Genomic DNA, 14,315 nt, shown 5'->3' on the forward strand with positions numbered 1-14,315 from the left:
CTCGTGGCTGCCGCCCGCTTGCTCCGCTCCCAGTTACGAAGATATGACAGGGAACTAAATCCTGAAGGTATCTGGGATGAACGCAGGATAAACAGTTGCGCTTCACTGTGTGCATACGATGATGGTGGCTCTCATCGGCATCGATGACGTGCAAGGCCCCACAACGAATAACTGCCCCGGCTGTAGGGATGTCTCCCGCAACAACAGGAGGGCATCCGTACCGCCGGAGCAGGTATCTCGCGAAGAGGGGTGTATCAGGCCAGACCGGAAAGGCTTTCGATCAGATCAGGATCGCGGGTGGCGCCCTTGTCGGCGGAACGGGCGAAGGCAGCATAGGCTTTGAGGGCCAGCGACACCTTGCGGTCGCGATGGGCGACATAGCCGTCACCGGCCTCGAGTTCCGCACGACGCTGGGCGAGTTGCTCATCACTCAGCTCGACGTTGATCGCACGGTTCGGTATATCGATGTTGATGATGTCGCCGTTCCTGATCAGTGCGATCGGTCCCTTGCTCGCCGCTTCAGGGGCCACATGCCCGATCGAGAGGCCCGAGGAGCCTCCGGAGTAACGGCCATCGGTGATCAGCGCCACATCCTTGCCGATGCCCTTGCCCTTGACGAATGATGTCGGATAGAGCATCTCCTGCATGCCCGGGCCGCCTTTGGGGCCTTCGTAGCGGATGATGAGGGCCTGTCCCGGCTTCAGGGTGTTGTCCAGGATGACCTTCACGGCCTCCTCCTGGGACTCCACCACAAGTGCGGGTCCGCGGAACTCCCAGATCTCCTTCGGCACGCCGGCGGTTTTCACCACGCAGCCGTCAGGTGCGAGGTTGCCGCGCAGAATCGCCAAGCCACCTTCCGTCACGGCAGGATGCGCCAGATCGTGGATGGCACCATGCTCACGGTCGGTGTCGAGGGTGTCGAATTCCTTGGACTGGTTCCACGGTTCGGGGGAGATGATGTGCCCGGGCGCCGCATGATACAGATCCTTGGCTTCGTCAATGCAGGTCTCCCGCATGATGTCCCAGTCATCCAGCTTCGCCTCAAGGCTCGGGTAATCGACTGAATGGGTGTCGCGATGCAGCACATCGCCGCGATCGAGCTCTCCGAGGATGCCGCAGATGCCGCCGGCCCTGTGGATGTCGGAGATCTCCCATTCACCGGAGGGCGAGGCCTTGCAGATGCAGGGGACGGTATGCGAGATCCGTTCGATGTCGTTCAGGGTGAAGTCCACATCGGCGGATTGCGCCGCCGCCAGGATGTGCAGCACGGTGTTGGTCGAGCCACCCATCGCCACATCCATCGTCATCGCGTTCTCGAAGGCGTGCTTGGTGGCGATGGCGCGAGGTAGAACCGACTCGTCATCCTCGTGGTAGTACCTGTTGGCGATATCGACGATGACCCGTCCGGCCTTCTCGAAGAGGGAGCGGCGTGCGGTATGTGAGGCGAGTGTGGTGCCGTTGCCGGGAAGGGCGAGACCCAGGGCTTCGGCGAGGCAGTTCATCGAATTGGCGGTGAACATGCCGGCGCATGAACCACAGGTCGGGCACACGCTCTTTTCGAGTGCCAGCACATCATTGTCGTCCATCGTGTCATCGGCGGAGGCATACATGACGTCGATGAGGTCGGTGTTCTCCTTCACCGTGCCATCGGGCATCACCGTGGTGCCGGCCTCCATGGGGCCGCCGGAGACGAAAATCGTCGGGATGTTGAGACGGAGGGCCGCGAGCAGCATGCCCGGGGTGATCTTGTCGCAATTCGAGATGCATATCAAGGCATCGGCGCAGTGGGCGTTCGTCGAATATTCAACCGCATCCGCGATGATGTCCCTGCTTGGCAGGGAGTAGAGCATACCTGTGTGCCCCATCGCGATACCGTCATCGACGGCGATGGTGTTGAATTCGCGGGGGATGCCACCGGCCTCTTTGACGGCCTGCGAAACCAGCCTGCCGACCTTGTTCAGATGGACATGACCCGGGACGAACTCGGAAAAGGAATTGGCAATGGCGACGATCGGCTTGCCGAAATCCTTCTCATCAACGCCGGCGGCCCTATACAAGGCGCGGGCTCCTGCGAACATTCGTCCATTCATTATTTTGGCTGATCTCATCTGCATGCTTCCATTCAAGTGTGCATCGCCGACAGTATGCTGCTCAGGGCCGAATACTGGAACCCTGGGGGACTTTCATCGCCAGAAGCTGCTGGAAACGGTCGCTGATGGGCATGATGCCGTGAAGGAAGACGAACGCTCCGGGACTTTTGCCGAGTAGGTGGCCCGTCCGGCCCATCTCATCAGAACACTCCGCAAAATCTCAACTACGCGGTATAATCGCTTGGATTGAACGAACAGCATACATTGTATTGGAGAATATATGGCATTCGGTACCGAGCCAACACCTCAGGGATTTGTGGATCCGTCGATTGACGACCTTATGGAGCATGCTGATTCCAAGTACGCGCTCGCTATCTTCGCCGCGAAACGTGCACGCCAGATCAACTCCTACTTCACACAGCTCAATGAAGGCCTGCTCCAGAACGTGGGGCCCCTGGTGGAATACCAGAACCAGGAGAAGCCCTTGTCCATCGCTTTTCGCGAGATCAACGAAGGCCTGCTTGAGGAGACCCTCGCAGAGGATGATCTGAGCGAAGGCAACTGATCGCGGGATGCGGGTCTGAACACCCGCATATCCATTCCCGGCGTCACGTCGGTGGGCATGTCCCGCCGCGGGCGTCGTGGCTTTGTAAATATCAATGATCCGCGAACCGGCGCAGGAGCCGAGTAAGGTCCCCACCGCTTGGCGGATACGGCGCACTTGGTGCGCCGAAATCATATGGGGGTAAGAGGGGACATGCCAGAACGACGTCTCATTTCAGCAGAATCCGTAACTGAAGGTCATCCGGACAAGGTCTGTGACCAGATATCGGATGCCATCCTGGACGATATGCTCGCTCAGGATCCGCACTCCCATGTGGCCGTCGAGACTTCGGCCACAACCGGACAGTTCTTCGTCTTCGGTGAGGTCAGTTCACAGGGGTACACCGACATACAGCACAAGGTCCGTTCCGTGCTCCGCAATATCGGATACACCAGTTCGGACATCGGCTTGGATGCCGACTCATGCGGCGTGCTGGTGGCGCTGGGAGAGCAGAGCGCCGAGATTCGTCAGGGCGTCGACCGTCTTTCCAAGGAGGAGGAATCGGCCGCCACGCGCGAAGAGCGTTATGAATCCCAGGGTGCCGGCGATCAGGGCGTGATGTTCGGTTATGCCTGCGATGAGACCGACGTGCTGATGCCTCTGCCGATCTATCTGGCCCATCAGCTGGCGTACCGGCTGGCGCGGGTGCGCAAGGAAGGCATCGTCCCGCATCTTCGTCCGGACGGCAAGACCCAGGTGACCATCGAGTATGACGATGACAACCACCCACTGCGGGTGAACACGGTACTGGTCTCGACGCAGCATGACCCGGAAGTCGATCATGACTGGCTCAGCAATGAACTCCAGGAGCACGTGATCAAGCCGGTGCTCGACGAGGTATGCGGTGACGCCGTGGAGCATGAGGGATACCGTCTGCTGGTGAATCCGACGGGTTCGTTCATCCTCGGCGGTCCCGCGGCCGATGCGGGTTTGACCGGGCGTAAGATCATCGTCGATACCTATGGTGGTGCCGCGCATCATGGCGGCGGCGCCTTCTCGGGCAAGGATCCGAGCAAGGTCGACCGTTCGGCCGCCTACGCCGCACGGTGGGTTGCCAAGAACATCGTCGCCGCAGGATTGGCTCATCGTGTTGAGGTCCAGATCGCCTATGCCATCGGTGTCGCCGACCCCGTCAGCATCAACGTCGAGACATACGGCACCGAGAACGGTGTCAGCAACGAGCAGATCCAGAAAGCCGTCCGCACGGTATTCGACCTGCGTCCGGCAGCGATCATCGACGAGCTCGATCTCCTCAGGCCAATCTATTCGAAGACCGCGGCCTATGGTCACTTCGGCCGCACCGATCCCGATTTCACCTGGGAGCAGACTGATAAGGTTGAGGCATTGAAGGCTGCGGTCTGAGTCGCGATTCCTGACTGCGGCATCCGCTTTGCCGATGGCGAAGCGCACAGGATGCGTCGAATATCATGGCACCGTGCCCGTCAGGGCACGGTGAACGTGTTCCTGGGCACCGAAAACGGCGCTGAAGATACTGAAAGTAGATCATGATGAGCAGCTCGGATGCGCAGCAGCCGGCGCTTGACGGACTGGCGCCACCAAAGAGGCGCAAACGTACCTCGGCGACCCGGATTCCGGCGCAGCATGATCCGATCGCGCAGGTGGTGCTCGATGTGCAGGCCACCCATCTCGGCCGTACCTTCGATTACCTGATCCAGAGCAAGGACGACGAAGCCGTGCGGCCCGGCGTCCTGATCCGTGTCCGTTTCGCGGGACGTCTGATCAACGGCATCGTCTGGAACAGGGTCGCTTCCAGTGCCACGCCACGGTCATCCCTGCGATACATCGAGCGGGTGATGTCCCCGAACGCCCTCGTTTCCGAACAGATGCGCCAGGACATCACCGACATAGCCGATGCCTACGGCGGCACGCGGGCGAATATCCTTCGTCTTGCTGTACCCCCACGGGTCGCCCGCATCGACGACGAGCAGCGCCTCCTCATGATGCCGGGATCGCGAAGGGACACGACTGCGCTCAACGAGGTCACGCTCGCCTGGCATAGGCGGGAATCGGAACGTGTCGCCGCGTCCTATGAATCGGCAGGGGCGCTGAGCCAGGGGATTGCAGGCAATGCATTCTCCGCTTTCGTCCTCGACACACTTCCGGGGCCGCTCCAATGGGCGCACGATGCCGGCTGGCTGGTGTTGGAGGCTTTGCGCGCCGGGAAATCGGCCGTGCTGGTCCTGCCGGATGTCAGAACCCTGCATGAGATGGCGGAGGTCCTTGAATCCGCAGGCATGAGGGCCTTCGGGCCCGGTAAGGTCCATCAATCGGCATGGACCGGTGATTTCGTGTGTCTGGGCAGCTCGATGCCACCGGCCGAGCGGTACCGGTCGTATCTCGCCTTGGCCACTGGGCAGGTCCGCTGTGTGATCGGCACCCGGGCCGCGATGTACGCGCCGGTGGAAGGACCCGCGTTATTCGCCATCGTCGACGATGGTGTCTATCAGAACGCCGATGGGCATATGCCCTACGCCAATGCCCGGGGAGTGCAGCGGCTGCGCGCGATGAACCATCATGGCAGCTTCGTCGCGATCTCCTTCGCACGCAGTCCGGTGAGCCAGTGGGAAAGCGAGGTGTCCCGCAGCAACAGCTCCCCGGTCACCGGGCCGAGCCGCCCGATCAGGGGACTGCCCGCCGTGGTGAAAGACAGCACCCCGTGGATCAGGTGGCTGAATCGTGAGGAGCTGTCACGTCTGGCTGACCCCACCATCGGGGCGCGGGTGCCGCATACCGCCGTCAGTGTGCTCAACAAGGCACTGCAATTGGGGCCGGTGCTGCTTTCGGTGCCGCATGACGGGGTGACCCAGGTGCTCAGCTGTGCGAAATGCCACCGCAGGGCGCAGTGCCCGAGGTGCACCGGACCTTTGCAAGCCCGGTCCTCGGGGGCTCCACGATGCCTGTGGTGCGGGGCTTCGGCCGTCGACTGGCGGTGTTCCCATTGCTCGGCGGATCGCTTGCAGGTCATACGCGTGGGTGCCGCCGGTACCGCCGCCGAACTGCGGCAATTGTTCCGCCATGTTCCGCAGGTGATCTCCACACCGCATCAGCCCAGAGGCATCGTGGAGGAGATATCGGACAAGGCGCAGATCGTCATCGCCACCCCCGGTGCCGAACCGCATGTGCGCTCGGCCGTGGGCGACGGCCTACACGCCGGTTACCGCGCCGTCGCGATACTCGATGCGTGGACGGGACTGTACGCGCCTGGTATCGACGCCCGCATCGACACCTTGGATACATGGATGAGAACCGTGGCGCAATGCCTGCCGCGCAGCAAGGGAGGCCAGGCTTTGCTGATCGGCGAGGCCGACCCTGCCTGCGCCCAATCCCTGATGACATGGAATCCCGCCGTCCTGGCCGCCAAGGAGCTGCAGGACCGGTCGGAGACATGCATGCCTCCCATCGCCGCCTCGGCATGCCTGTGGGGTGGCAGGGAGGCCGTGATGCAGACCCTGCAGGAGATCGGCGTGCTCGGAGGTGATTACGCGCTCATCGAACATGACGGTGAGGCATTGCCCGCATTCCTTGGCCCCGTGCCGATACCCCAACCCAGAACCATCGGTGCGAGGCAACTCGAAGGCGCTGACGACCGGGTGCGTGTTCTGGTACGTGTCACCCCGGAGCATCGTGACGAGCTGGCGCGGCGTCTGCGGACGGCCATTGGCCGTCATATGGCCTCGCGGGACAGGCAGGAATTGCGATTCCAGATGGACCCGAAGAACCTGATCTGAGTCACGACTGCGTGACGGGGGCAGGACGCTTCACCTAGACTGTACGAATAGACTGTTCGCAGAGACGACGCAGGCGGATCATCGGGATGATCCGATGTGCAGACAATGGAAAGGGATGTTATGAAGGGCTGGCCCAATGAACCGGATATGGAGAACGATGTCATCATCGCCGAAGGCAATGCGGCATCGGCGGCGGGCAATCCGATCAGCGATGTGATCTTTGATTTCGGCAATGTGCTGGTGTACTGGGATCCGGCCGCCGTGATGATCAGCAGATATTCGGAGGAAAGCATCGAACGCTTTCTCGACAATGACATCTCGGGCTTCTATGACGCCAATGACCGTCTTGACGGAGGCGACAGTTGCGATGAGACCGTGGCGTGGCTGCGTGAGACCAGAGGCGACCACTGGGCGGACATGTTCCGCTTCTACTGCGACAACTTCGTCGATTCACAGACCGGCGTGGTGCCGGGCTCGCGCAAGTTGATCGAGGATCTCAAGGCCGTGGGCATCCATACATGGGGTCTGTCGAACTGGTCCGCGGAACTGTTCCCGATCGCCTGGGAACGCCATGAGATATTGCACTCCCTTGACGGCAAGGTCGTTTCGGGTCCCATCAAACTGCGCAAGCCCGGTGTGGAGATCTACCGCTACCTGCTCGATCGTTTCGGCATCGATCCGATCAAATCGGTGTTCATCGACGATAAGGCGATGAACATCGTCGGCGCCAATGAGGCGGGCATCCGAGGCATCCGCTTCACGGATCCGTACAAACTCAGGGCCCTGCTGATCGAATCGGGCATTGATATCCCGGCGGTGCAGTGAGCGCCGCCAGAGGAGCAGCATCCGTGGTGCCGGGCTTGCGATGATTCGCATCCCATGTGGAATAGTGTTTGGAGGGTTTGCAGACGATGAAGCTGTTATTCGCAGGAACACCGGATGTCGCGGTGCCGTCGCTACGTGCGCTGGCCGCCGATACCGAGCATTTCGAGGTCGTTGCCGTACTCACGCGTCCTGATGCGCCTCAGGGACGGGGTCGGCGTTTGATGCCCAGCCCGGTCAAGCAGGCGGCGATTGAACTGGGCATTCCGGTGATCGAGTCCGATCCGAAACAGCCCGGATTCGTCGATGAGCTTCGTGAGACGGGTGCGCAGATGGCGGCCGTTGTGGCCTACGGCAAGATTCTGAAGCAAGGTGTTCTGGATGCCTTGGAGCATGGTTGGTTCAACCTCCATTTCTCCCTGCTGCCTCAGTGGAGGGGGGCCGCGCCGGTGCAGCGCGCCATATGGTCCGGTGACACGCTGAGCGGTGCCACGGTGTTCCGCATCACCGCGGGCATGGACACCGGGCCGATCATCGCCCAATCCACGGTGGAGATCGGGATGCATGAGACGGCGGGGGAGTTGTTGGAACGTTTGGCGCAGGACGGTTCACAGCTGCTGCAGATGGCGTTGAGAACGGTTGTGGACGGCACGGCTCTGCCCATCGAGCAGCCACAAGGTGCCTATGAGCGTGCTGAGAAGATCACGGTTGCGGATGCCCATATCAGATTCGAGGCGCCCGCATTCGCCGTCGACCGTCAGATTCGTGCATGCACACCCGAGCCGGGGGCCTGGTGCGAGCTGGTCTCCTCACAGGATGCGGCGGGAATGACGCTGCACGTGCTGCAGGGGAGCATCGCCGATCAGAACGAGCCTCAGCTGCCCGAACAGTTGCCACCCGGTCATCTGGCGGTTTCCAAACAACATGTGTGGGTGGGGACGCTCACCGGGGCATACGAGTTGATCAGCGTGAAGCCACAGGGCAAGCGTGGCATGAAGGCGGCCGATTGGGCACGTGGGGCGCTTCTCGGCCCGGATGCGCGCTGCCGCTGACTCTCCCGCCGGGCAGGGTGGCACCCTGAATCGAAGACGGCAGGGCGGGAGAGGGCGCCCGGGAGCATCCCGGCAGCGTCACACGCCGGCCCTATCGAACAGGCGGTCGTGCTCGTCAATGATGGAGATCACCTGCATCAGGTCACGTTGCGTGATCGCATAGTGGGCGGCCTGCTGCACAGCGGGCTTGGCGCAGAAGGCTATGCCTATCCCCGCGGCTTCGATCATCGGGATATCGTTGGCGCCGTCGCCTATCGCCACGGTCCGCGACATCGCGACCCCGTCCTCCTCGGCCCATTGATGCAGGGATTCGAGCTTGGTGGACTTCGTCACCACGGTGCCGACGGTTTTGCCGGTCAAGGTGCCGTCGAGGATCTCCAGGCCATTGGCGAGACTGTGGTCGATGTGGGCCTCGGCCACCAGGCGGTTCACGAGTTCGCTGAAGCCTCCGGAAACGACCCCGACCTTCCATCCACGGCTGTGGGCGGTGTCGATCATGGCAAGGGCGCCTTTGGTGAAGTGAATCTTCGCGTAGACCTCATCCAACACGCTCGCGGGCATGCCTTCGAGCAGCCCGACGCGTTCGGCCAGAGCGGCTTTGAAATCCAGCTCACCGAGCATCGCACGCCGTGTGATCTGGGCTATGCACTCGCCTGATCCGGCGGCCTGGCCGAGCATATCAATGACTTCCTCGTCGATCAATGTGGAGTCGACATCCATTACCAGCAGTCTCTTGGACTCGTGCGAAGCTTGCAAATTTTCATCAGCCATGCCTTCGATTGTCTGAAATCGCTGGGACAATGGCCAACATGAATCCAGACGCACTAGTCCTGGCCGCGCCTGTCTGCACAACAGGTGAAACCGGCATCATCGGTGCAATGACCAATTGGCTGGTCGAATTAATGGAGCAGGCGGGCGGCATAGGGGTGGGCGCCGCCATAGCTCTCGAATCAATATTCCCTCCCATTCCCAGCGAGATCATCCTGCCGCTTGCCGGTTTTACGGCCGCACGCGGCAGACTCTCCCTGCTTGAGGCGATCATCTGGGCCACCATCGGTTCGATCGTCGGTGCCTGGGTGCTGTACGGCGTGTCACGCCTGATCGGTTTGGAGACGATCAACAGGATCGCAGACAAGATTCCAGGCACCAGTCGCCAGGACATCGAGAAGGCCGACCGCTGGTTCCAGCGTTACGGCACATGGTCCGTTCTCTTCGGGCGCATCATACCGATTGTCCGTTCACTGATATCGATTCCCGCAGGTTTGAACAAGATGGGCTTCCTACGGTTCACGGGGTGGACCCTGCTGGGATCCGCGGTGTGGAACAGCCTGCTGATCGGCCTTGGATATGTGCTGGGCGGGCAGTGGTGTTCGATTCTGGGCGTGCTGAGCATCTTCGAGAATATCGTCATGGTCGCTATCGCCCTTGGAATACTCCTGCTGATTGGGCGTTGGGTGCGTAATCTTGTTCAGGAGAAGCGAAATCCGAAACAGCCGGATGATGCGGCTGTCGATATGCGTGCTGAAGAGCACTCCGCCACGGAGTCCGTTATGGATGACGGCAGTGGTGTTGCGGCAACTCGTATTGATACGGTGCGGGAGGACGGCATCGCAGCGACGGAGCCGGCTGATCGGAATGAGCGGGCTGATCGAAGCGAGCGGTCGCAGGGACAAGACGATGGGAGCGGTAACGGTGGAAGAGACACGGGCGGTGCCTGAAAGCCAGCATGATGCCGGACAGCGCGAGGAGCTCCGGCATCTGCAACTGCTGCTTGATGGCAGTCGCGAGAAGAACCATGCGTTGGCGCAGGCACTGACCCGGGCCGGTCATGAGCTGGGCAAGGCGAAGGCGCAGCTCATGCAGCAGACACAGCCGCCGATGACCTTCGCCGTCTTCCTCAGCGTCGACGGCACCCACAGGGACGAGCACGGAGTGGAACACGCCAACGCCGAAGTGCTGTCCGGGAACCGTCGAATGATCGTCCCGGTTTCCTCCACGCTGAACGCCGACCATCTGAGGCGCGGCCAGACCGTGTTGCTCAACGAGAGTCTGGTTCTGGTGCGAAGCAGGGAGATGCCGGCAACGGGTTCGGTACGCACCGTCGAACGGCTGCTCGACGATGGCCGGCTCATCGTTTCGGATTCCTCCGGCAACTCCACAGTGGTGCTGTGCGCGCAGGATCTGGATGGCGCCTCGTTGAAGGCCGCGGACCGTGTCATCGTCGATGATTCCGGACGCGTCGCGGTGATGCCGCTCCCGGCCCAGGACGATACCGACCTGGTGCTTGAAGAGGCGCCCGACGTGACCTTTGCCGACATCGGTGGTCTTGATGAGCAGATAGGCCGGATCCGTGATGCGGTGCAGCTGCCCTTCCAGCACCGTGCCCTCTTCGAACGCTATAGTCTGCGGCCTCCGAAGGGGATATTGCTCTACGGCCCTCCGGGCAATGGCAAAACCATGATCGCCAAAGCCGTGGCCAACAGCCTCGCCGAAGGCAGCTCCCTGGGCTCCGGCGTATTCCTCTCGGTCAAAGGCCCCGAGCTGCTCAACAAGTTCGTGGGGGAGTCCGAACGGCTGATACGAGGCATCTTCAAACGGGCGCGCGAGAGGGCCTCCACCGGTGTGCCGGTGATCGTGTTCATCGACGAGATGGATTCGCTGCTGCGCACCAGGGGTTCAGGGGTGTCCTCCGATGTGGAGACGACGATCGTCCCTCAATTCCTGGCCGAGCTCGATGGGGTCGAATCTCTGGACAACGTGATGGTGATCGGTGCTTCGAACCGTGTGGACATGATCGATCCCGCGGTGCTCAGACCCGGTCGTCTCGATGTGAAGATCCGTGTGGATCGCCCCAATGCCCGGCAGGCCGCCGGTATCCTCCGGCACTATCTGACCGATGATCTCCCGCTCGGTGAGATGGAACGGGCCGATACCCTCGTCGAAGGGCTGGTCAGGAACATCTACGGTCGTGGCGAGGATCGCCGTGTATGCGATGTGTGCGACGACCAGGGGATATGGACGACGATCTTCTTCGGTGATCTGCTGTCCGGGGCCATGCTGAAGAACATTGTCGACCGTGCGAAGACGAAGGCTGTCAAGGCCTCGATTGTGCACGGAGCCGATATCGCCTTGGACGCGGCCTTGTTCAGGCAGGCCGTCGAGGACGAGTTCCTCGAAAGCTCCGACTCGGTGTGCGATGCCGATCCGAGCCAGTGGGCACGTATCACCGGCCTGGGAGAGGGCCGTGTGGTGAGGATCGTCCCCGCCGGCAGCCACGCTTCGCCGATGAATGGGGTGTCCGCGGAGGGCCGTGGCGATAGTAGCGTGGCAGGTGCGTCGTCATGAGTGTGCGCCGGGTGATGGGCACCGAAACCGAATACGCGGTTTCCGATGCCTCGGCATCCCGCTACGATCCCGTGGCCCTGTCCTTCGATGTGGTGCGAGGTGCCAGCCAGGAAGGCAGTGCGCATATCCGTTGGGATTACCGCCAGGAGGATCCGATCAACGATGCGCGGGGGAGCCGTCTAGACCGTGCCGCCGCACGCCCCGAGATGCTCACGGACGCCCCTCAGCTGCACATCACCAATGTGATGGCCCCGAACGGTGGGCGTATCTATGTGGATCATGCGCATCCCGAATATTCCTCTCCTGAAAGCACAGACCCCTTCCGCGCCGTCGCATACGACCTCGCCGGGGATGCGTTGATGCGCGCGGCCGCACGGAAGGCCTCCCGTCTGACGGGGAAAAAGATCGTATTGCACCGCAATAATGTGGATGGCAAAGGCGCCAGTTGGGGTACCCACGAAAGTTACAGAAACCTTCGTGCCGTGCCCTTCAGGACGGTCAGCGAGCTGATGACCATCCATTTCGTGAGCCGTCAGATCTACACGGGCTCAGGAAGGGTGGGCATCGGTGAGCGCAGCGAAGGTGCCGGATACCAGCTCAGCCAGCGGGCCGACTATATCCATACCGGCATCGGTCTGCAGACGACCTTCGACCGTCCCATCATCAACACCCGCGATGAATCCCATGATCGGGATGACTACCGCCGACTGCATGTCATCGTGGGGGATGCCAATCGCATGCAGGTGCCCCAGATACTGAAACTCGGCACGACGAGCATGCTCCTATGGCTTGCCGAGCAGTCCGAAGTGGCTAATTATGATCTGCGCTCCCTGCTGGATGAGCTTGAAGTTGCCGATCCGGTCTCCGCGCTGCACCAGGTATCCCACGATTGCTCCCTTCGTGAGACGCTGCCTATGAAGTCGGGTGCGAGACTGAGCGCTGTGCAGCTGCAACAGCGGCTGTATGAGGCCGTGGACCTGGTGGGTGCGAGGATCTATGGCACCGATGGGCAAGGTGCGGATGAGCAAGGTGTAGGCGGGCGCGGCACGGTCGCCTGGCCGGACGCTCCGACCCGCAGGATCATGGCGATGTGGAGATGCGCGCTCGCGGATGTCGCGCGCATCTCCACCAGCGACGAGGACGCACGCCTCGCATTGGTCGAGGAGGCTTCGAGGATCGAATGGCTCCGCAAGTGGCAGGTCCTGGAACAGCTCCGAAGGCGGTATCTGCGGGCTTCAGGGAGGAGTGGGAACGATGCCGGACCTTCCTCCTGGAGCGATCCGAGGTTACGTGCCTGCGATCTCTCGTGGGCTTCATTGCAGGAGGGGGCCTCGGTATACGATAAGCTGTCAGCCGGCAGTGCATGCCCCATAAGCGATGACTGCATCGCCAGGGCCTGCGATGAGGCCCCCGAGGACACCAGGGCCTGGTTGCGGGCGCAGTTGCTCTCCCGCTTCCCACAGGAGCTGGTGGCGATGTCCTGGAGCAGCATCACGGTTCGTGACGCCGATCCGGCGGAGGACCATGTGGATGGGGTGGGAGTCCTCTCGCACCAGGCTTCCGGGACTTCCACGGCTGTGCTGAGTGTGGGCATTCCGGATCCGCTGCGTTGTGGGAAGGCAGATGCCGAAGAGGCCCTGCGCGCCTCGCGGCATGCCGCCGATGTGCTGCGGTGCTGTGAATCGCGCTTACACGCGTAGAGCGCAAGCGCACATCACGTGTGATGAGTAGTATTTCAGAGGATGTTGAAGATGATAAGGAAAGAGAGGGAGTGAGTATGGAATTGCGTGAACTGACCACAAGGGTCGCGCAGGTGGCGATTCAAGCAGGTTCATACGCCTTGCAGGATCAGGTCAACCCTCATGATCTCAAGGCCCTGCACCCTCAACAGGAACGACAGTACACATCGGAGGTGGATGATCGCCTCCTGCGGTACTGCCGCGAGCGCATCGCGAAGATAGAGCCCTTCGACGGTTTCTGGGAGGATGAGGGCAGTGACCGCGAAATAGGCAAACGCTATTGGTGCGTCGGCCATATCGACGGTGTGATCAATTACGTCAGGAATATGGCTGAATGGTCGATTACCGTCTCCCTTTTCGAGATCGATGAGGAGGGCGAGGCGAATCCGATACTCGGCGTGGTCCATGCGCCCGCACTCGGAGCGACCTACCTGGCCGCGCAGGGCCAGGGTGCCATCCGCATCCGGCGCACCCCGAATGGCGAGAAGCGTGAGAAGGTCATGCCTTCCACCACCGCCTCACTTGAGGGCTCCGTGGTGAGCTTCGGCATGTCGTATTTCCCGAAGGAATCGAAGCGCGCCTTGCAGACGGCTGGCTCATTGGCCGGCAAACCCGCCGATATCAAGCGCATCGGTCCGACATCCTTGGATCTGTGCAAGGTCGCGGATGGCACCTACGATGCCTACTTCGAACCCACCCTGCATTCCTGGGACATACCGGCGGTATCGGCCGCGACGGTTGTGGTAACGGAGGCGCAAGGGCAGATCGAGCAGTGGAACGGCGATATCATCCATTGGGATCGCAACAATGACGTGGTCGCTTCGAACGGTCTGATAATCGATGATCTGAGACCATACTTGGTTTAGTTCGGGATTTGCCCCAGAATGGATGCATAGGGGTCGGTACCCGACCGT

The 14,315-nt window shown here is 61.4% G+C and carries 10 protein-coding genes and 1 pseudogene; 9 read left to right on the forward strand and 2 right to left on the reverse strand.

What is annotated here, in order from left to right:
* Positions 1-254: 254 nt before the first annotated feature.
* Entirely contained in the window at positions 255-2,114 is a 1,860-nt protein-coding gene (gene ilvD, locus BPSY_RS06645; RefSeq protein ID WP_033496657.1) for a dihydroxy-acid dehydratase, read from the reverse strand.
* A 256-nt stretch (positions 2,115-2,370) separates the two neighbouring features.
* On the opposite strand from ilvD, the gene rpoZ reads away from it, so the two are divergent.
* From rpoZ to fmt, 5 genes are all read left to right on the forward strand, one after another.
* On the forward strand, positions 2,371-2,655 hold the full coding sequence (rpoZ, locus tag BPSY_RS06650; RefSeq protein ID WP_033496656.1) for a DNA-directed RNA polymerase subunit omega: 285 nt from the start codon (positions 2,371-2,373) through the stop codon (positions 2,653-2,655).
* 192 nt (positions 2,656-2,847) lie between these two features.
* The gene (metK, locus tag BPSY_RS06655) at positions 2,848-4,056 is read left to right on the forward strand and encodes a methionine adenosyltransferase (protein ID WP_033496655.1); all 1,209 of its coding nucleotides are present in this window, start codon (positions 2,848-2,850) and stop codon (positions 4,054-4,056) included.
* 146 nt (positions 4,057-4,202) lie between these two features.
* Positions 4,203-6,443: a primosomal protein N' gene (locus tag BPSY_RS06660; RefSeq protein ID WP_033496769.1), complete on the forward strand. Its 2,241-nt coding sequence runs from the start codon at positions 4,203-4,205 to the stop codon at positions 6,441-6,443.
* Between the two features lie 120 nt (positions 6,444-6,563).
* Complete coding sequence (locus tag BPSY_RS06665; protein ID WP_033496768.1) at positions 6,564-7,268, forward strand: HAD family hydrolase; 705 nt, start codon at positions 6,564-6,566, stop codon at positions 7,266-7,268.
* Positions 7,269-7,354: 86 nt separating this feature from the next.
* The gene (gene fmt, locus BPSY_RS06670; protein WP_033496767.1) at positions 7,355-8,317 is read left to right on the forward strand and encodes a methionyl-tRNA formyltransferase; all 963 of its coding nucleotides are present in this window, start codon (positions 7,355-7,357) and stop codon (positions 8,315-8,317) included.
* A gap of 78 nt (positions 8,318-8,395) precedes the next feature.
* Here the strand turns inward: fmt and serB are convergent, their stop codons facing one another.
* Entirely contained in the window at positions 8,396-9,088 is a 693-nt protein-coding gene (serB, locus tag BPSY_RS06675) for a phosphoserine phosphatase SerB (protein ID WP_033496654.1), read from the reverse strand.
* 38 nt (positions 9,089-9,126) lie between these two features.
* Between serB and BPSY_RS06680 the strand changes: the two are divergent.
* The 4 genes and pseudogenes from BPSY_RS06680 to BPSY_RS06695 form a co-directional block, all read left to right on the forward strand.
* Positions 9,127-9,727: pseudogene (locus BPSY_RS06680) on the forward strand (DedA family protein); the annotation flags it as partial.
* 267 nt (positions 9,728-9,994) lie between these two features.
* The gene (gene arc / locus BPSY_RS06685; RefSeq protein WP_081884302.1) at positions 9,995-11,662 is read left to right on the forward strand and encodes a proteasome ATPase; all 1,668 of its coding nucleotides are present in this window, start codon (positions 9,995-9,997) and stop codon (positions 11,660-11,662) included.
* Positions 11,659-13,362 (forward strand): depupylase/deamidase Dop, encoded by a 1,704-nt coding sequence (dop, locus tag BPSY_RS06690; protein WP_033496653.1) that lies wholly within the window; start codon positions 11,659-11,661, stop codon positions 13,360-13,362. The genes arc and dop overlap by 4 nt, the downstream gene beginning before the upstream one ends.
* A 77-nt stretch (positions 13,363-13,439) precedes the next feature.
* The gene (locus tag BPSY_RS06695) at positions 13,440-14,267 is read left to right on the forward strand and encodes an inositol monophosphatase family protein (protein ID WP_033496652.1); all 828 of its coding nucleotides are present in this window, start codon (positions 13,440-13,442) and stop codon (positions 14,265-14,267) included.
* Positions 14,268-14,315: the final 48 nt, after the last annotated feature.

The organism is Bifidobacterium psychraerophilum, assembly GCF_000741705.1.
GTDB lineage: Bacteria > Actinomycetota > Actinomycetes > Actinomycetales > Bifidobacteriaceae > Bombiscardovia > Bombiscardovia psychraerophila.